17 protein-coding genes and 2 pseudogenes are annotated in these 16,600 nt (G+C 68.7%); 15 read left to right on the top strand and 4 right to left on the bottom strand.

Annotation, left to right across the window (positions count from 1 at the left end):
• Positions 1–132: 132 nt before the first annotated feature.
• The 4 genes from QM638_RS11535 to QM638_RS11520 are packed head-to-tail and all read left to right on the top strand — an operon-like array spanning position 133 to position 3,941.
• The gene (locus QM638_RS11535; protein ID WP_415142114.1) at positions 133–975 is read left to right on the top strand and encodes a hypothetical protein; all 843 of its coding nucleotides are present in this window, start codon (positions 133–135) and stop codon (positions 973–975) included.
• Entirely contained in the window at positions 972–2,006 is a 1,035-nt protein-coding gene (locus tag QM638_RS11530) for a ParB N-terminal domain-containing protein (RefSeq protein ID WP_415142113.1), read from the top strand. Before QM638_RS11535 ends, QM638_RS11530 begins: the two co-directional genes overlap by 4 nt.
• A gap of 41 nt (positions 2,007–2,047) precedes the next feature.
• A complete protein-coding gene (locus QM638_RS11525) occupies positions 2,048–2,737 on the top strand; it encodes a hypothetical protein (protein WP_415142112.1) in 690 nt (229 codons plus the stop codon).
• A 43-nt stretch (positions 2,738–2,780) separates the two neighbouring features.
• Positions 2,781–3,941: a C40 family peptidase gene (locus QM638_RS11520; protein WP_415142111.1), complete on the top strand. Its 1,161-nt coding sequence runs from the start codon at positions 2,781–2,783 to the stop codon at positions 3,939–3,941.
• Between the two features lie 292 nt (positions 3,942–4,233).
• On the opposite strand, the gene QM638_RS11515 is transcribed toward QM638_RS11520, so the two are convergent.
• Positions 4,234–5,199, bottom strand: a complete 966-nt coding sequence (locus tag QM638_RS11515) for a GlxA family transcriptional regulator (RefSeq protein ID WP_415142110.1) — start codon at positions 5,197–5,199, stop codon at positions 4,234–4,236.
• A gap of 100 nt (positions 5,200–5,299) precedes the next feature.
• On the opposite strand from QM638_RS11515, the gene QM638_RS11510 reads away from it, so the two are divergent.
• The 4 genes and pseudogenes from QM638_RS11510 to QM638_RS11495 form a co-directional block, all read left to right on the top strand.
• Positions 5,300–6,238, top strand: a complete 939-nt coding sequence (locus QM638_RS11510) for an NADP-dependent oxidoreductase (RefSeq protein ID WP_415142109.1) — start codon at positions 5,300–5,302, stop codon at positions 6,236–6,238.
• A gap of 78 nt (positions 6,239–6,316) precedes the next feature.
• Positions 6,317–6,889, top strand: a complete 573-nt coding sequence (locus QM638_RS11505; RefSeq protein WP_415142108.1) for an NAD(P)-dependent oxidoreductase — start codon at positions 6,317–6,319, stop codon at positions 6,887–6,889.
• A 185-nt stretch (positions 6,890–7,074) separates the two neighbouring features.
• Positions 7,075–8,052: a MerR family transcriptional regulator gene (locus QM638_RS11500; RefSeq protein ID WP_415142107.1), complete on the top strand. Its 978-nt coding sequence runs from the start codon at positions 7,075–7,077 to the stop codon at positions 8,050–8,052.
• Between the two features lie 103 nt (positions 8,053–8,155).
• Positions 8,156–8,356: pseudogene (locus QM638_RS11495) on the top strand (helix-turn-helix domain-containing protein); the annotation flags it as partial.
• 117 nt (positions 8,357–8,473) lie between these two features.
• Here the strand turns inward: QM638_RS11495 and QM638_RS11490 are convergent.
• A complete protein-coding gene (locus QM638_RS11490; RefSeq protein ID WP_415142153.1) occupies positions 8,474–9,481 on the bottom strand; it encodes an MFS transporter in 1,008 nt (335 codons plus the stop codon).
• Between the two features lie 14 nt (positions 9,482–9,495).
• Complete coding sequence (locus QM638_RS11485) at positions 9,496–9,660, bottom strand: hypothetical protein (protein WP_415142106.1); 165 nt, start codon at positions 9,658–9,660, stop codon at positions 9,496–9,498.
• A gap of 157 nt (positions 9,661–9,817) precedes the next feature.
• Between QM638_RS11485 and QM638_RS11480 the strand changes: the two genes are divergently transcribed.
• Together QM638_RS11480 and QM638_RS11475 are read left to right on the top strand one after the other, a co-directional pair.
• Entirely contained in the window at positions 9,818–10,519 is a 702-nt protein-coding gene (locus QM638_RS11480) for a TetR/AcrR family transcriptional regulator (RefSeq protein WP_415142105.1), read from the top strand.
• 124 nt (positions 10,520–10,643) lie between these two features.
• Positions 10,644–10,838, top strand: a pseudogene (locus QM638_RS11475) (PaaI family thioesterase); the annotation flags it as partial.
• A gap of 188 nt (positions 10,839–11,026) precedes the next feature.
• Here QM638_RS11475 and QM638_RS11470 read toward each other — a convergent pair.
• Entirely contained in the window at positions 11,027–11,824 is a 798-nt protein-coding gene (locus QM638_RS11470) for an alpha/beta fold hydrolase (protein ID WP_415142104.1), read from the bottom strand.
• Positions 11,825–11,883: 59 nt separating this feature from the next.
• Here QM638_RS11470 and QM638_RS11465 point away from each other — a divergent pair, with 59 nt between their 5' ends.
• The 5 genes from QM638_RS11465 (at position 11,884) to QM638_RS11445 (ending at position 16,319) form a co-directional block, all read left to right on the top strand.
• Positions 11,884–12,237 (top strand): MerR family transcriptional regulator, encoded by a 354-nt coding sequence (locus QM638_RS11465; protein ID WP_415142103.1) that lies wholly within the window; start codon positions 11,884–11,886, stop codon positions 12,235–12,237.
• A gap of 315 nt (positions 12,238–12,552) precedes the next feature.
• Positions 12,553–12,813, top strand: a complete 261-nt coding sequence (locus tag QM638_RS11460) for a DUF6112 family protein (RefSeq protein WP_415142102.1) — start codon at positions 12,553–12,555, stop codon at positions 12,811–12,813.
• 191 nt (positions 12,814–13,004) lie between these two features.
• Positions 13,005–13,316, top strand: a complete 312-nt coding sequence (locus QM638_RS11455; RefSeq protein WP_415142152.1) for a DUF6112 family protein — start codon at positions 13,005–13,007, stop codon at positions 13,314–13,316.
• Between the two features lie 13 nt (positions 13,317–13,329).
• The gene (locus QM638_RS11450) at positions 13,330–14,865 is read left to right on the top strand and encodes a conjugal transfer protein TrbL (RefSeq protein WP_415142101.1); all 1,536 of its coding nucleotides are present in this window, start codon (positions 13,330–13,332) and stop codon (positions 14,863–14,865) included.
• Positions 14,865–16,319: an SCO6880 family protein gene (locus QM638_RS11445; protein ID WP_415142100.1), complete on the top strand. Its 1,455-nt coding sequence runs from the start codon at positions 14,865–14,867 to the stop codon at positions 16,317–16,319. The genes QM638_RS11450 and QM638_RS11445 overlap by 1 nt, the downstream gene beginning before the upstream one ends.
• Positions 16,320–16,600 lie beyond the last annotated feature (281 nt).

The raw sequence follows: 16,600 nt of genomic DNA, 5'->3' as shown, positions 1-16,600 counted from the left end.
ATGGGCCAGCCGGGCATCGAGTGCAACGGCGCAAGGGACGCCGGGTGCACCTGCCTGCCAGGAGGTGCCCACACCATGACCGACAACAATCAGCCAGGCCACGACGCTCGGGACGCTGGCTCAGGTCGCACGATGGCCGGGGCGGAGGACTACCGGACCAGCGAGGGCCTGCGGGCGCTGGTGCGCCGGCTTCATCGGACCGGTCCGGGTGCATGGGAGCACGATCCGGTAGCCGCGCAGTTGATGACCTTCGCGGCGGAGAAGTACGCCGCGTTGGCGCGTAAGCACGGTTTGGACCCGTGGGAGGCCGCGTCGGCGGCGTTCGACGTGATGCGTACCAAGGCGGCCCGGCGGGCCGATGATCCGTGGGCGGTCATCACCCATGCGGTGCGGATCACCTGTATCGCGGAGGAACGCGCCCAAGGGCTGCTCTGTTCGGTGCATCAGGCTCGTCGTCCGCACGTCTCGGCGTTCCACGACCCGGAGCGGTTCAGCGATCGGGACAACCCGCTGACCGACTACCACCCCGCTTTCCAGATCACCGACCAACCCGAGAACGTCGAGCTCTCCGATGATCTGGTGCCTACGTCGGCGGAGCCGCGGACCTCGGCGCAGACCGCGGTCGAGAACGCGATCAGGTTCCTGACCCTGCTCGCGTGGCCGCCCGAGACGGCGCGGGCCGGGGTCGAGCATGTGTGCGCGGCGTTGGCGAAGGCCGGCAGCCGGCAGACCGCCTATGAGTCGCTACGCCGCGACCGGCACGCCCGCGCTCTGCTCGATGTCCCCGCCCGGTCGTGGTCGGTGCTGCTGCGGACCCTGCTCGGCAACCCGCACCCGGCCTACGCCGCGACCAGCGCCGGCCGAGGGGTGCTGTTGCGGCTGCTGATCGGTGAGACCTTGCCGATCCTGCTGCGCGATGACGACCTGGTGCTCGCGGTGTCGCTAGCCGCTCCAACCCGCCGAGGTCGATCATGAGCACCCCGGCCGGGCACATCGAACTGGAACGGGCCGTGGACTCGATCATCGTCGGGCGCCGGCACCGCACCGACCTGGGCGACCTGGACGCATTGGCGGTCTCGATCGACCGGGAAGGGTTGTTGCAGCCGCCGACGATCACCCCGGACGGGGTGCTGGTGTGCGGGCGACGCAGGTTGGCTGCGATCCAACAGTTGCGGTGGCGCACCGTCAACGTGTGGGTCCGCTCCGGCATCTCCGACCGGCTCGGGCAGCTCATGGCCGAACAAGACGACAACATGCTGCACAAGCCACTGACCCAACTCGAAGCCGCCGGCCTGTACCGGGAGTTGAAGCAGGTGATGGCCGAAGACGCCGCCCGGCGCAAGGCCGCCACCCAGTTCAGCGTCGAGCATCAGCCAGGCGGGGACGGTCCCGCCAATTTGGCGGGACCGTCAACCCCGCTGGGTGAGGCCCGCGCACAGGCGGCGCGCATGGTCACCGGCCGCGCCTCCTACACCACGCTGGAGAAGATCGGGCACCTGCAAGCCCTCGCCGCCGACCCGACCCAGCCCGACCAGCTCCGCCAACACGTCACCGCCGAGCTGGCCCGGATCGAGGACGGCGCACCGGTGAACCCGATCTACGAGGCGCTGCGCGAGACCATCCAGGCAACGAGCGACGCGCGTGACGCTGACCTCGACGCCCTGGCCGAACAGGCCCTCGCCCGCACCCAGCACACCACCGGCAAGCGCCGTGCCCACCACCACCACGCGCCTTCAACCGAGGGCAATGCGGCGGCGCGGTATCCGGTGCGGGCGTTCGTCGTGACCTGGGGCGAGCTCGAGAACTGGTGGGAGCACTACGACATCGACGAACTCGCCACCGCCCTCACCGACGAGCAGGTCAAGTCGTTCCTGCACACCGCGCAGGGCACCAGCACCTTCGCCGACCACCTCTGCGCCGCCCGCGCCGCCACCGGCACCGGCACTGACAGCGATGTCGGCTCGGTGGAGGTGGCGTCGGCGCGAGGCCACCTGCGCGCCCTCTGACACCCAACCCCCCCGGTGGTCGTGCTGCGCACCTACCGGGCATGAGAACTCCCCGCACTCCCGCGCCCGCGACACGAGGCCGACTCGTCGCCCTCGTCATCGCCGGCGTTCTGGCGTTGGCGACCATCGGTGTCGGTGTCTACGGCCTGGTCCGCGGCCCAGGCCATGCGTCGAGTACGCCGGGTACCGGGTCACCGGCCGGCGGCACCGGGACCGGACCCGGCCCGGCGAATCCGTCCAGCACGGTGGGTCCGGCGACCCTGCCGCAGACCGACGACCCGATCGCGTACGCGAAGGCGGTCGCGGCGGCGTTGTTCGATTGGGACACCACCTCCGGGTACACGCCCGCCGACTACGAGGCCCCGGTGCTCGCGGACGCCGACCCGTCCGGGGAGGAGACCTCCGGGCTGATCGGCGATGTCGCCAGCTACGAACCCACCACGGAACAGTGGACCCAACTCGCCACGATGGACGTGGCCCAACACCTGACGATCAGCAGCGCCGCCGTCCCCTCCACCTGGCCCGAAGCACTGGCCCAAGCGCACGGACAGCTCCGACCGGGCACGACCGCGGTCACGATCACCGGCACCCGGCACCGCACCGGCATCTGGTACGGCGACAAAGCAGCCACGAGCGAGCCCGTGTCGTTCACCGTGTTCGAGGCGTGCACCCCGGCGTTCTCCCGTTGTCACACGCTGCGGCTGTCCGAACTCAACGACCCGCTCAAGTGACCGGGGCGGGTGAATAGCGATGTGGCGCAAAGCCCTGATAGTCGTGGCGGCGCTGGTGTTCCTGCTCCCCGGAGTCGGCCTGCTCGCGCTCGCGGCCCTGTTCGACCCGGCCATCGCCCAGGCCGACACCTGCACCACCGGTGACAGCAGCGGCGGGAGTAGTAGTGCCGGGAGTGGGTTGTCGGAGCCGTCGCTGTCCGTGTCGGGCACGATCCCGCAAAGCCTGACCGCGACCACTGCGGACGGGCAGACGATCACGCTGAATCACACGCAGCTCGAACGCGCCGCGGCGATCCTGGCGACCGGCAACGCCGAGAACGTCGACGCCAACGGCCAAGTCATCGCGCTCATGGCCGCGCTCACCGAGTCCAGCCTGCGCGTGCTGTCCAACGTGACCGCCTATCCGGACTCGGCCGGCTATCCGCACGATGGCGACGGCTCCGACCACGACAGCCTCGGGTTGTTTCAGATGCGTCCCTCGACCGGCTGGGGGTCCGTGGCGAACCTGATGGACCCGATCTGGTCCTCCCGTGCCTTCTACGGCGGACCGGACGGTCCGAACCACGGCAGCCCGGCCGGGCTGCTGGACATCCCCAACTGGCAACACCTCTCCCTCGGCGCGGCAGCCCAGGCGGTCGAGGTCTCCGAGTATCCCGACCGGTACGCGAACTACCAGCCCGTCGCGGAGAAGATCGCCTCCACCCTCACCGGCGTCATCCTCACCGGAGGCAATGGTCAGTGCCTCACGGGAAGCGGCGGCAGCAATCCGCCGGGGAACCTGCCGGCGGGCTTCGCGGGTGCGTTCATCACCGCGGCGGAGAAGGAGATCGGCCTGCCCTACGTGTGGGGCGGCGGGACCTACACCGGCCCTTCCGGCATCGGCTCGGACGGCCGTGGTCCCGGCTTCGACTGCTCAGGACTGGTCATGTACGCCGCGTACCAGGCCTCCGGCGGAAAGCTGCGGCTCCAACACTGGACCGGCGACCAAATCCACGACGGCACCCCAGTCGCCTGGGCGGACAAGCAACCCGGCGACATCATCTTCTACACGTACCCCGGCGCCAGCGAACCCCACCACGTCGTGATCTACCTCGGCGGCGACCGGATCCTCCAGGCGCCGGAGACGGGGCAGGACGTCGGGTACGGCACACTGTCGGAGTTCCCGGGCCAGACGGCCACGGTACGGCGCATCACCGAGCCCTGAGCGCTTTGTCCCCATCGGCCAGTGGGCGGGCAGGTCGCCGATGGCGGAACTCGGTCGAGAGCGAGCGCGTCGGTCGATCTGGTCGGTTCGTGAGCTGGGAGTCGAGCGTGCAGCGCGGCTTGTCCGTCTACGGGGTTGAAGAGGGTGAGGTCGTCGCTGCGGCGAGGGCTTGTGCGCCGGTATCGGAGCGGTGGGTGCCATCCCCGGAGTCGTAGGCGGGGTTGAGCCGGGCGGGGTCGTCGGGATCGGCCAGTGTTTAGCTCTTGGGCAGTCGGCATCGGGATGCGCGAGATCAGTCGCGTGGTCGAAATGAGTTCCGGTAGGCGGCTGGTGAGACGCCGGTGCAGTTGCGGATGTGCGCGCGGAGGGAGCTTGCAGAGCCGAAGCCGGTGCGATGCGCGATCGTGTCGATGGTGTCGTCGGTGGTCTCCAGGAGCCGCTTGGCCAGTTCCGTCCTGCGAGTCAGTAGCCACTGGGTGGGGCTCGTTCCGGTCGTCGCGCGGAACACGCGGGTGAAGGTGCGGCGGCTCATATACGCGTGCTGGGCGAGGTCGTCGAGCGCCAGCGGTTGGTCGAGGTGCTCTGCGGCCCAGTCCAGCGTGGTCGAGAGATCTCCTGCCGGCGACTGGTCGGACAGCGGCCGGTGGATGTACTGCTGCTGGCCGCCCTCTCGCCAGGAGGGAACCACGAGCCGGCGTGCCACGTAGTTGGCGGCCTCGCTGCCGTGATCCTCGCGGATGAGGTCTAAGAGCATGTCCATCCCTGCCGCCGCGCCAGCGGAGGTCGTGACGTTGCTGTCCTTGACAAACAGTGGTGCCGGATCGACGGTCACGGCTGGGAAGGTACGAGCGAAGTCGTCCGTCCATACCCAGTGTGTCGTCGCGCGCCTGCCGTCGAGCAGCCCGGCGGCGGCGAGGACATACGAAGCCAGGCAGATCGACATGGCCTGGGTCGTGGCCGGGACGGCTGCGAGCGCCGGTCCGAGTGGTCCGGGGCCGGACGCGGCGGAAAGGGCCGTGTGCTGCGGCGACGGAATGACCACGACAATCTTTGCGTCGGCGATCATCGTCAGATCCCCGTCGGGCTCTATCAGGAACCCCGCGTCGGACCGGACCGATTCACCGCTGGGCGTGCATGTTCGTATGTCGTATGCGGGTTTGCCGCGGCGGTCCAACGCAGTGCCGAGGACCCGATGGACCATGCTCAGCTCGAAACTGTGAGCCCGTTCCTCAGCAAGCACCACGGCCAGAGTCGACATGGCCCAATCCTGGCACATGTTGGCCTGCGGGCCAGGTCGGAAAACGTTCAACATCCCTAGGCTCGTTCCCACGATGAATCGACAACCTCAATCTCAGACCATGCGCGCCATCTCCCAAGACCATCTCGGCGGAGCCGACGTGCTCCACGTCGCCACCATTCCCCGGCCCGCACCGGGCCCGTCGGAAGTCCTCGTGCGCGTCGTATCCACCTGCCTCAATCCGACCGACTGGGTGCATCGCCGGGTCCCGGGGTTCCTCGGCGACGGCTCGCGCGTGCTCGGCTGGGATGTCGCCGGGGTCATCGAGGAAGTCGGTCTAGGCGTGACCCTCCACGACGTAGGCGATCCGGTATTCGGAATGCTGCCCTACCCCTACGGGCACGGGGCGGCTGCGGAATACGTGATCGCCCCGGCACGCGCGCTCACCGCCGCGCCCGAGGGAGTCGACCTGTCGCTGCTCGGCGCGGTTCCGCTTGCCGGACTGACCGCTTGGCAGGCTCTCATTGACACCGCCGGACTCGAGGCTGGCCAGAGGGTGCTCGTGCATGGCGCCGCCGGAGGCGTTGGCCACCTCGCCGTACAGATCGCTAAGGCTCGTGGAGCCTACGTGATCGGCACCGCAACTGGCCCGAAGCACGAGCTACTGCGATCGCTCGGCGCGGACGAGATGATCGACTACCAGACTACTAACGTCAGTGACGCCGTAGCCGATGTAGACGTCGTGCTCGACTCGGTCGGTGGCGACACCGCCGCACGGTCGCTTCCCACCCTCACGCACGGCGGAGTGATCGTCTCACTCGCCCTGAACACCACTACCCCGATCGGCGAGACGGCGCGGGCGGCGGGAGCATCCCACCGCCTGATGCTCGTGGAACACGACCATCACGGGATGAATGAACTCGCCCTGCTCATCGCCGAAGAACGACTGAAGCCGGTCATTGCGACGACGGTCGAACTCTTTGACATCGAGGAAGTGCGCCGTGCGCACCAGCTCGGCGAGACCGGCCATGTCACCGGAAAGATCGTGCTCCAAGCATGATTTCCGCCGCCAAGGAGTGATGCCCCTTGCGGCAGCGCATGCTCCCGTCAGGCCAGGCATCTCAGGCGTTCCCTACTGGTGGGGCTACAAGAGTTGAGTTGCCCGAGTCTCCAACAAGAGCGATGCCGTCATCCTCAGCTCCTCGCCGTGCTCTGGCTCGCTGCCGCAGTTGGTGCTGCGTCCCTCACCGCATTCGACATGACCGTCATCGGCACGAGACGCAACCCACCGGAGCACCCCGCGCCGTTTCACGCGATCTATCCCGCCAGCCAGACCCGCCAAGCAATCGCCGACGCGCAGAGCGTAATTATCGCCAGCCACCAACGCGGCAGCCCACCGATCGTCGACCGCCAGATCATCACCGGACTCGAACCCGGCGCCCTGCTCATTAACGTCGGCCGCGGTGCCGTGCTCGACAGCGACTCGGCTCTCGAACACCTCACCGAAGGCCGCCTCGGCGGCCTCGGCCTCGACGTCTACCCGCAAGAACCGTACCCCCATGACGGGCCTCTGCTCACTCATCCCGGCGTCCTTGCCACGGCACACACCGCGGCGCTGACCAGCGACTACTTCCGAGCCGCCAGCCACCGGCTCGGCGAGGCCCTACACCACTACCTCAAAGGCCAACCACCCGCTCACCTCCTAAACTGAGCGACTGGACCTCTCCGCCAGCCCACAGCAGAGACGCAGTTCGGAAGCACTCCACGGCGCGCCGGTCGACGGCGTGCAGTGTCATTGCGACTTCACGGCGGTTGCTGGCCAACAGGTTGTTGACGCCGCTTGCCCGCGCGTGACGGATTGACCTGTCCCTCGAGGGACGGGTTTAGCGTCCAGACATGAGCGACGAGGGATATCGAATCGGTGCACTCACAGCCGAGACGGGTGCAACCCGCAAGGCGATCCTCGGCTATGAAGCCCTGGGTCTCGTGGTCCCGAAACGGACCGCGAACGGCTATCGGGTGTACGACGACCACCAGGTCAAGCTGGTGCGGGAGATACGCAGTCTCAATCGCCTGGGGGTTCCACTGGAGGCGATGCGGCCCTTTGTCGACTGCCTCAACGGCGGGAGCAAGTATGCCGACGCGTGCCCCGCGACGCTGAGTGAGTATCGACGCGTGATCGACATGGTCGATGACACCATGCGCGAGCTACAGCGACGCAGGGACGGTCTGGTTGCCAACCTGACCACCGCGAGCGAGCGAATGATCGAGGCGATGCGCCCGGTCGATGCCGCCAACCCGAACCTAGCCCTCCCGCGCGAGCTCCCGCGGCCTATGGACGACGGTGCCGCGGACCACCTCGTAGGCCGGGAGCTGCCTGCGCTCGACCTTCCGTCTACAGACGGCACCCTGACCGACCTCAGGAACGCGTGTGCCGGGTTCGTGTTGCTCTATGTGTTCCCAATGACGGGGGCTCCTGGGCAGGACATGCCCGACGGTTGGGACAGCATCCCGGGTGCTCGCGGATGCAGCGCGCACAACTGCGACATGCGCAACCACTACGCCGAGTTGGTGCAGCGCGGTGTCGATCGAGTCTTCGGCTTGTCAAGCCAACCGATGGAATACCAGTCCGCGCTCGCAGACGCCCTACGACTGCCGTACCCGTTGCTGGCCGATGAGCGCCTGGAGCTCGCCAGCGACCCTGGGCTGCCAACCTTCAGCGCGGCGGGCATGACGCTATTTCGTCGGTGCGCTCTGCTCGTTCGCGCTTCAGTGATTGAGCACGTGTTCTATCCGATCTTCCCGCCCAGCGAAGCCTCGCAGGCTGTCCTGAGCTGGCTGGACTCCCGCAAGACGGCGGAGCCCTCCGCGTGAACCATCCGACGATAGAGCGACATGGTGAACACACCTGGCCGTCCGCCGCTGCCCGAGGCCGCACTCGCTCGGATCGCCAGCCCCGAGCGAGAAGGAGCGACCAGTGACCCATCGCAACGCTCCGCTCTCGATCGAAGGACGGCGCAGGCTCGTTGAGCGATGCCGTACCCGGCCGGTCGCGCACGTCGCCGCGGAGATGGGCATCTCCCGGGCCCGCGCCAGCCAGTGGGTCAACCGCTACCGGGCATACGGGGAATTGGGACTGCGCGATCGTTCCTCGGTACCTATCCACCGGCATCGAGCGGTGAGCCGTCGTTGATCGCTTGCGCGGCGGCGATCAACCGCTGGTAGGCGACGGCGAGGTTGGTGGTGTTCACCGGGACGCTCCTTCCTGTTCGGGCGCTTCGGTGGGCTGTGTTGCCTAGCGATCGTGTGCGAGCGGGCTGGATCGTCGGTTCCGGTGGGCGTGGGTGGCGGTGAGCGCGAGGCAGAGGGCGGCGACGGCGAGGGCGAAGTACTGCACCGAGTGCAGTAGCCCGATCGCGGCGGCGAGGAATCCGACGCCGACCACGGGCAGTCCGACGCCGAGGTAGACGATCACGTAGAAGCTGGACAGCACGTCGGCGCGACGCTCGGGTGGTGCGGCGGCGGTGACCTCGGTGATCCCGGCCAGGAACACGAGCCCCTGTCCGACCCCGGCGATCGCGGTCGCGATCAGCAACAGCGCGAGCGAGGACACGGCACCGGCGACCGCGAGCAGGATCAATCCGGCGGCGAGCAGGCAAAGCCCGATCGTCTGGACTGTGGAGGATCGTCGGCCGTGGGCGGTGATCTGTGCGATAACCGAGCAGGCGATCATCACCGCGACCGCGCCGCCGCCGAGTACGAGGTTGGTGCTGTGGGCGAGGCTGGCGACGTACGTGGGGATCAGCGCGAGGAACAGGCCGATCACCGCGAACGCCAGGAAGTTCGCGGAGCCGCCGATGAGGAACACGCGGCGGGCGGTCTCCGGGATCTGCGGGCGGCGGGGCCGCCACCGCGTCCGAGCCGTCTGCTCGGGCAGGGTCGCCATCACCAGGATGGCCGGGATCAGCGCGGCGATCTCGACCAGGAACGGCAATCGCCTGGGCGCCGGACCGTACTGCGCCAGGATGCCCGCCAGCAGCGGCCCGACCCCGAGCCCGCCGACCGACGCGGCGGTCGCCAACAGCGACGCCCGGCGATGATCGCCGCGGGGCTCGGTCTCGGTCAGCGCCGCGGTCAACGCTCCCGACGCGGCACCGACCGCGAGACCCTGGATCACCCGGCCCGCGAACAACCAGGCGGTCGAGTCGGCCAACGCGAACACCCCGGCACCGGCGGCGGCGACGATCACGGCCGGGGCGAGCACCGCGCGTCGCCCGATCGCGTCCGACAGCGGCCCGGCGATCAGCAGCGACGGGATCAGAGCGGCGACGTAGCGGCGAAGATCACCGTGACGATCACCGCGGAGAACCCGAACAGCCGTTGATAGGTCCCGTACAGCGGGGTCGCGAGGTTCGTCCCGGTCAGCAGCACCAGCAGGCTGTAGCCGACCGCCCAGAACCGCCAGGCAGGCCGCCCCGCCATGCCGTCGTGCGTAGCGCTTGTAGATGTCATCGTGCTCGCTTGTGCCTCACTCAACATGTCGGACGGACCGTCCGTCCACTATAGGACGGACGGTCCGTCAATGTACGCGATACGATCGCCAGAAGCCCAATGAGCGATCTGCAAGGAGGGCAGCGCGATGGACTCCACCCCGACCCCATCCGGGGCCCCGGCGCGTCGTCGGCGGGTCGTCAAAAGCCCGGAGGACCGCCGTGCCGACATCCTCGCCGCCGCCCGCCAGGTGTTCGCCACGATCGGCTTCGCCGAGGCCACAATCGACGACCTCGCCGCCGCCGCGCAGATCGGCAAGGGCACCTTCTACCGCCAGTTCGAGTCCAAGGACCACGTGCTCGGCGCGCTGTGGGAGCGCTACGTCGATGCGATCGTGCGGATCACCCAACAGGCCCTACAGGACCGGGCCGAACAGTCCGGTGAGTGGTGGGCGACGCTCGATCAGATCATGACCACGCTGATCGCACACGCGGTCGAGAACGCCGACCTGCACCGCATCGTCTACGGGCAGGCCAACGCCGCTGCTCTGGACATCTGCAAGCAGGCCAACCACCGCGTCATCGACCTCATCTGCGGCTACATCAACGAAGGCGCCGCCGCGGGCGCCTTCCAGGCACGTCACCCGACTGTCGCGTTCCGCATCGCCTACCACGGCATCGACGGGCTGCTCGATGACCGCATCAGCGACGGTGACCCGATCGACACCGACGACCTCACCGCCGACGCCCTGCAACTGGTGCACCGCGCCCTCGGCGACCCCGAACCGACCTCCGGCCGCGCCCGCCGACCCGCCGCCAAGAGGGCCACCCGAAAGCAGACCAAGCCATGACCGACCCTGCTGAGGCCGCGCCCGGTCCAGACGAGTTGCTGGCGATGATGCCCTACGCCACCATGCTCGGCATCCAACTGCACCAGGCCACCCGGCACAGGTCACCGGCAGCCTCGCCTGGGCACCCGAGCGCTGCACCGCCGCAGGCATCCTGCACGGCGGGGCGATCATGTCGCTGGCCGACACGATCGGCGCCGTCTGCGCCTACCTCAACCTCCCCGATGGTGCCAGCACTGCCACCATCGACTCCACTACCCTCCGAGCTGGAGCCCTGCACGCCACCGCCCGACCCGCCCACATCGGCCGCACCACGTCGTGATCTACCTGGGCGGCAATAGGATCGTGCAAGCACCCCTCGGCCCGTATCTGGCGTAGATCCCGTGGTGCTTGAGCGGGAGCAGGTGGTCGGGCAGCCACGCTGTCAAAGCCGACCTGCTTGCCGGGCGGGCCGGGTCCACGATGTGGCGGGGATCGGCCTGTGCGACTCGTTGGGGAGAACCACGCCGTTCATCGGATGGCGGGCTCGACTGACTGAAGAAACGTGGTGACGGCGTGCAGCCAGGCGTCGGGTTGTTCGTCTGCGATCAGATGTCCGGCGTCGATAGTGACCTCACGGGCGTTGGGCATCAGAGTGGCGAGGTCGCGGGAGTGTGCTGGCGCGACGAGCTGGTCTGCGCCTGTCGCAATCACCAGGGTTGGGGCCGTGATCCGGTCCAAGTCACCACGCACGTCGATGCGTGTGGCCAGATCGACCTGCGCCGGCGTACCGGCGGGCTGCGGTGCGGCGGACAGTGTGGTGATCAGCGTCTGGTAGTCCGCTTCGGACAGGCCGGAGAGATGCTGCTCGGCGAATCCGACGCTGGCTAGGAAGTGGGCCAGGATCTCCGGGTCGCCGCCCAGCAACGCGAGCCACACGGCGGCCGTAGCCCGCAGCGACCGGCGGGCGTGGGCGAACCCTGCGGTCAAGATCAGTGACCGGACCCGGCCGGGATGGCGCGCCGCGAGCCGGACCGCCAATGCCGAGCCCAGCGAGTAGCCGAGCACGGCGAAGGTATCGAGTTGATGGGCGTCGGCGCTCGCGGAGAGCCGGTCGGCCAGCACGTCGGCATCGAGCGGGCTCTCGTGCGGTGCCGGCCCGGTGCCCGGAAGGTAGGGCGCCACCACGTGCCGGTCGCCCGCCAGTACATCCAGGAACGGGAAGTTGAGCTGTGGCGTGCCGCCGGCGCCGTGGATGAGCATGAGCCCTGGCCCTGACCCGGCGGTCACGGCCGGGAGCGGGTCATAGCGAGACGAGTCGGTAGTCATGGATCGCGATGCTAAAGTCTCACATTGATGTCAAGGTCAAGCCCAAAGGACAGGTGCCCGTGAAGATCGGTGAGCTGGCCAAGGCCACCGGCGTCAGCCACCGGATGTTGCGCTACTACGAGCAACAGGGACTTCTCACCGCAGAACGCGGCAAGAACGGCTACCGCTACTACCAGCCCGACGCAACAATTACCGTCAGCCAAATCCGCGGACTGCTCGCCGCCGGGCTCCCGACCAACGTCATCCGCGACCTCCTCCCCTGCGCCCAAGGGACGGCCCCGACGCTCACCCCCTGCTCGGAACTGATCGCCGCACTACGATCCGAACTCGACGGACTTGACGCCCGGATCGCCTGCCTCCAAGAGCACCGCTCCGCGCTTCGCCGCTACCTGAGCGTCACCGACACCAAGTAACCCACTCACCGCAACCTCGCGTTGGGACCGCTCCACACGGCTCAAGCAGACGCAGTGACGTTTGCTCGCCCGCGGAGGTTGATCTTCTACGCCTCGTGATCTACCTGGGCGGCAACAAGATCGCGCAAGCGTGCAGACTGGGGAGGACGTCCGCTACGGCACCCTGTCCGAGTTCAGCGACGAGATGACCACCGTCCGTCGCCTCGGCCAGCCACTATGCAGCCAGCCTGTGGAGCGGCCGGCTCGGCGCACCTGAGTGTCGTGACCACCTCGATTGCACTTCACTCGCTGACTGCCCCTTTCATTGCTGCGGACGTGTACCCGAACCTCAACGGTGTCGGCGGTGCCGGCCAGCTCAAGACCGTGATCGGCGCACTGATGACGATCGTGCTGATCGTCGCCGTGCTGATGATGATCGTGTGCGCCGCGACCTGGGCGGTGGCGTCCTCGCACGGCAGCTACGGCGCCGCGGTGAAGGCCCGCACCGGGTTGTTGGTCGCTGTCGGTGCCGCCGCCCTGGACGGGGCCGCGATCGCCTGGCTGAACTTCCTGCTCGGTATCGGCCCGACTCTCTGACCCGGCCTTGACCCGGCTCTGACTCGACTGCCCTGGGGTGCTTCACCTGGCGCAGCTCGGGCATCGCGGGCGCACCTGTCGGACGAATCCCGCCATCACCGTCCGCTCATTGGCGGCGCGGGTGTGTGGGTCCGTCCACTCTGCGAGGAGCGCCACCGATGCTTTCTGTCCTTTCTTCCGTCACGACCGGCCTGACCGGTGTCGTGGGCCGCGCCACGTCAGGGGTGCTGGCCGATGTCAACATCAACCCCAACGACAACGGCCTGCCTGGCATCGCCGCTCTGCGCACGATCGTCGGCGCGGTCATGACCGTGGGCCTGATCCTGTCGGTGTTGGCGCTGATCGTGGCCGCGGTGGTGTGGGCCTTCGGCTCCCATTCGGCCAACCCGCACCTGGCGACCCGGGGCAAGACCGGGGTGATGATCGCCTGCGGTGCCGCGGTCATCACCGGCGCAGCGGTGGCGTTCATCAACTTCTTCTGGCACGTCGGCCAGGGCATCTGAGGGCGGCCTGGCGATGGGTGTCTGCGATGTTCCTGTTATCTCTACCGTCTGCCATGTCGCCGGCAAGGCCGCGGCGACCGTGGTCTCCGCGCCGTTCGATTGGATCGCCCAGGGCGTCGGCAACGCCGCGGAGTGGATGTTCAAAGGCGTCTGGCAAATCTTCGACTCGACCACGTTGGTCGATGTCACCAGCTCCAACTACGTGAAGGTATACGACGTTCTGTTCGGCGTCGCGATCTTCTTGATGCTGCTGTTCTTCTTCCTCCAGCTGATTACCGGCCTGATACGCCGCGATCCCGGCGCGCTGCATAGAGCCGGGATTGGGCTGGCGAAATCCGTCCTCGGTTCGTTCGTCGTCATCACCCTGACCGGGCTGGCGTTGACGATCGTGGACGAGCTGTGCGTGGGGATCATCCAGGCCACCGGCACCACCCTGGACGAGATGGGCGGCAAGATTGCCGCCCTCGCCGCCGGCCTGGCCGGCATCACGCTGACCGCTCCGGGCGCGGGCGCGGTCATCATCATCTTCCTCGGCTGCCTGGCGATCACCGGCGCCGCGATCGTCTGGTTCTCCCTGCTGATCCGCAAGGCACTTCTTCTCGTCGCGGTCGTCCTGGCGCCGATGGCCTTGTCGGGGCAGTCGTGGGACCACGCCCGCGGCTGGTTCTCCAAGTGGGCCTCCTTCGTGGTCGCGCTGATCGTCTCCAAGTTCGTCGTGGTCGTGATCTTCCTGGTCGCGATCAACCAGATGAACGCCCCGCTGAACCTGGACCTGTCCTCGATCTCCAACCCGGTCGCCGGAATCGTGCTCATGTTCGTCGCGGCGTTCGCGCCCTACATGGCCTATAAGTTCATCTCCTTTGTGGGCTTCGACCTCCACCACGCCATGAGCGCGGAGTCCGAGGCCAAGCAAGCGATGAACCGGCCCATCCCGATCCCCGCGATGCCCAGCCTCTCCGGTGCTCGCAAGGTTCTCGGCGGCGGCTCCGACAACAGCAGCGGCGGCGGTTCGGCTGACAGCGCCGGCGGCGGAGGTGGTGGTGGCAAGCCGAAGCCTGGTGGCAGCCCTCTCGGTGGTGGCGGCGAGACCGGGGCTGGTGCCGGGGCCGGCACGGGCGCCGCCTCCGAGGCCGGTGCCGGGGAGGCGGCCGGTGCTGCAGGCGGCCCGGTCGGGCTGGCTGCGGTCGCAGGCGCCCAAGCGGTCACCGCCGCGGCGAAGGCCGGCCCGGCGACCGGGCACGCCGTCGCCGATGCTGCCATGGGCCACGCCGATGCCGGACAACAGGCCGCCGGCCAGGACTCCCAGGGCTCGCAGGGTTCATCGGGAACCACGGGTGGTGGGCCGGGCGGGTCGAGTCGGTCGGGGTCAGTCCCGATCCCGCCCTCGTCCCCGACACCTGCCGCACCGGCGACACCGAGTGAGCAACCGGCCCCGCCGCCCGCACCGGCGACTCCGCCCGCGACGCCACCACCGTCTACGACTCCGGCTGGGACGCCACCCGTTTCGCCGCCGCAGCCGGGCCGGTCCTCGTCTGAGGGAGACCTCTGATGGCCGGCGAGAACCCTGACCGGGGCCTGGCGCCGGTCAAGTTCTCCCGGCTGACCCGCCGCGGTCTGTTGCTGGGATTGTCGTTGTCGCAGGTGATCGTGCTCGGCCTCGGTGCCGCGGCATTGGTCGGTGCGCTCTACACCGCCGGCGGCAAGGGGCTGTTGCTGGCCGGGCCGGTGTGCGGAGTGTGCGCGCTGCTGGTCTGGGTTCCGATCGGTGGCCGCAAGGCGATCGAGTGGATACCGCTGGCCGGGCATTGGGCGCTGCGGGTCGCCTTGGGGCAGACGGTGTATCGGTGGCGGGTCACCAAGCCCCGCCCGGCCGGCACCCTCGCGCTACCGGGTGACGCGGCGGCGCTGCGCCAGTACCTCGACCCGGACACCGGGGCGGTCATGGTCCACGACCCCCACCACAACACCTTGACCGCGCTGGTCGAGGTGACGCATCCGAGCTTCATCCTCTTGGACCCCGACGAGCAGCAACGCCGCGTCACCTCCTGGGGGCGAGTGCTGGCGACCGTGTGCCGGTCCGGGCGTATCGCCAGTCTGCAAATGCTCGAACGCACCGTGCCCGACTCGGGCACCGGGCTGGAACAGTGGTGGGCCGCCCACGGCACCGATGACGGCTCCCGGGTCGCCACGACCTACCGCGAGCTGATCGAGCGGGCCGGGCCGACCGCCGAACGCCACGTCACCACCCTGTCGTTGTCGTTGGACATGAAGGCCGCCGCGCGGGCGATCCGCTCGGCCGGGCACGGGATGCGCGGCACGGCCGCGGTGCTGCGGGCGGAGATGCGCACCCTGACCAGCGCCCTGCGCGCGGCGGACCTGACGCCGAGCGACTGGTACACGCCGGGCCAGCTCGCGGTCATGCTCCGCGCGGCCTACGACCCCGCCATCGCCGCGACGTTGGAGCGCAGCGAGTTGGGCCGCGACCTGGCCACCGCCGGCCCGGTCGCGGTCGAGGAGACCTGGGACCGGCTGCGCTCGGACTCCGCCTTCCACGCGGTGCTGTGGGTCAGTGAATGGCCGCGCTCGCAGGTCTATCCAGGCTTTCTGGCACCCATCTTGTTGTCCTCGGGGATGCGGCGGGCGTTCACGCTGCTCTACGACCCGGTCCGCGCCGACCAGGCCGCCCGCGACATCAGGCGAAAGAAGACCGGCTACCTGTCCGACGCCGCCCAACGCGCCAAGGTCGGGCAGATCGAGGACGCCGAGCAGACCGCGGAGTACCGCGACGTGCTCCAACAAGAAGCCGACCTCATCGCCGGCCACGGCGTGCTGCACTACGCCGGCCTGATCGCCGCCTCCGCACCCACCGTCGACGAGTTGGAGGCCGCGGTCTCCGCGATCGAGCAATCGGCCATCCAAGCCTCCTGCGAAACCCGAAGGTTGGTTGGGCAACAGGCCCAAGCCTTCACCGCCGCCGCACTCCCACTCGGACGCGGCCTCTAACCACACCCACCAACCCACACTCGCCGAACCATCCGGCGCATGGACCGGGTTGGCGGCGGCCGTGCACCTGACCGGCAGATCACCACTCCGCCACGGAGTCTGTCGAGGAAGGTGCCGGCCGCTGATGAGTGCCCGCTCCGAGAACACCACTGCGAACAACGCTGACAAGAAGCTGTATTCGACCGTGCTGGTCGGCCGGGCCGGACAGCATCGCCGTGACCGGCGGGCGGCGCGACGGGCCGCCGCTCGCGCCTACGCCGCGGACGCCGCGCAGCGCAAGG

The sequence above is a fragment of the Nocardioides sp. genome (assembly GCF_047606145.1).
In the GTDB taxonomy this organism is placed as follows: Bacteria; Actinomycetota; Actinomycetes; order Propionibacteriales; family Nocardioidaceae; genus Nocardioides.
Note: the sequence above shows the minus strand (reverse complement) of the source record. Positions and strands in the feature narration are given on the sequence as shown.

Coding starts and splice junctions, on each gene's coding strand:
- QM638_RS11480 (WP_415142105.1), top strand. CDS start 9,818: ATGGACTCCACCCCGACCCCATCCGGGGCCCCGGCGCGTCGTCGGCGG.
- QM638_RS11510 (WP_415142109.1), top strand. CDS start 5,300: ATGCGCGCCATCTCCCAAGACCATCTCGGCGGAGCCGACGTGCTCCAC.
- QM638_RS11500 (WP_415142107.1), top strand. CDS start 7,075: ATGAGCGACGAGGGATATCGAATCGGTGCACTCACAGCCGAGACGGGT.
- QM638_RS11470 (WP_415142104.1), bottom strand. CDS start 11,824: ATGACTACCGACTCGTCTCGCTATGACCCGCTCCCGGCCGTGACCGCC.
- QM638_RS11535 (WP_415142114.1), top strand. CDS start 133: ATGGCCGGGGCGGAGGACTACCGGACCAGCGAGGGCCTGCGGGCGCTG.
- QM638_RS11450 (WP_415142101.1), top strand. CDS start 13,330: ATGGGTGTCTGCGATGTTCCTGTTATCTCTACCGTCTGCCATGTCGCC.
- QM638_RS11525 (WP_415142112.1), top strand. CDS start 2,048: ATGAGAACTCCCCGCACTCCCGCGCCCGCGACACGAGGCCGACTCGTC.
- QM638_RS11445 (WP_415142100.1), top strand. CDS start 14,865: ATGGCCGGCGAGAACCCTGACCGGGGCCTGGCGCCGGTCAAGTTCTCC.
- QM638_RS11530 (WP_415142113.1), top strand. CDS start 972: ATGAGCACCCCGGCCGGGCACATCGAACTGGAACGGGCCGTGGACTCG.
- QM638_RS11485 (WP_415142106.1), bottom strand. CDS start 9,660: ATGGCGGGGCGGCCTGCCTGGCGGTTCTGGGCGGTCGGCTACAGCCTG.
- QM638_RS11515 (WP_415142110.1), bottom strand. CDS start 5,199: ATGTCGACTCTGGCCGTGGTGCTTGCTGAGGAACGGGCTCACAGTTTC.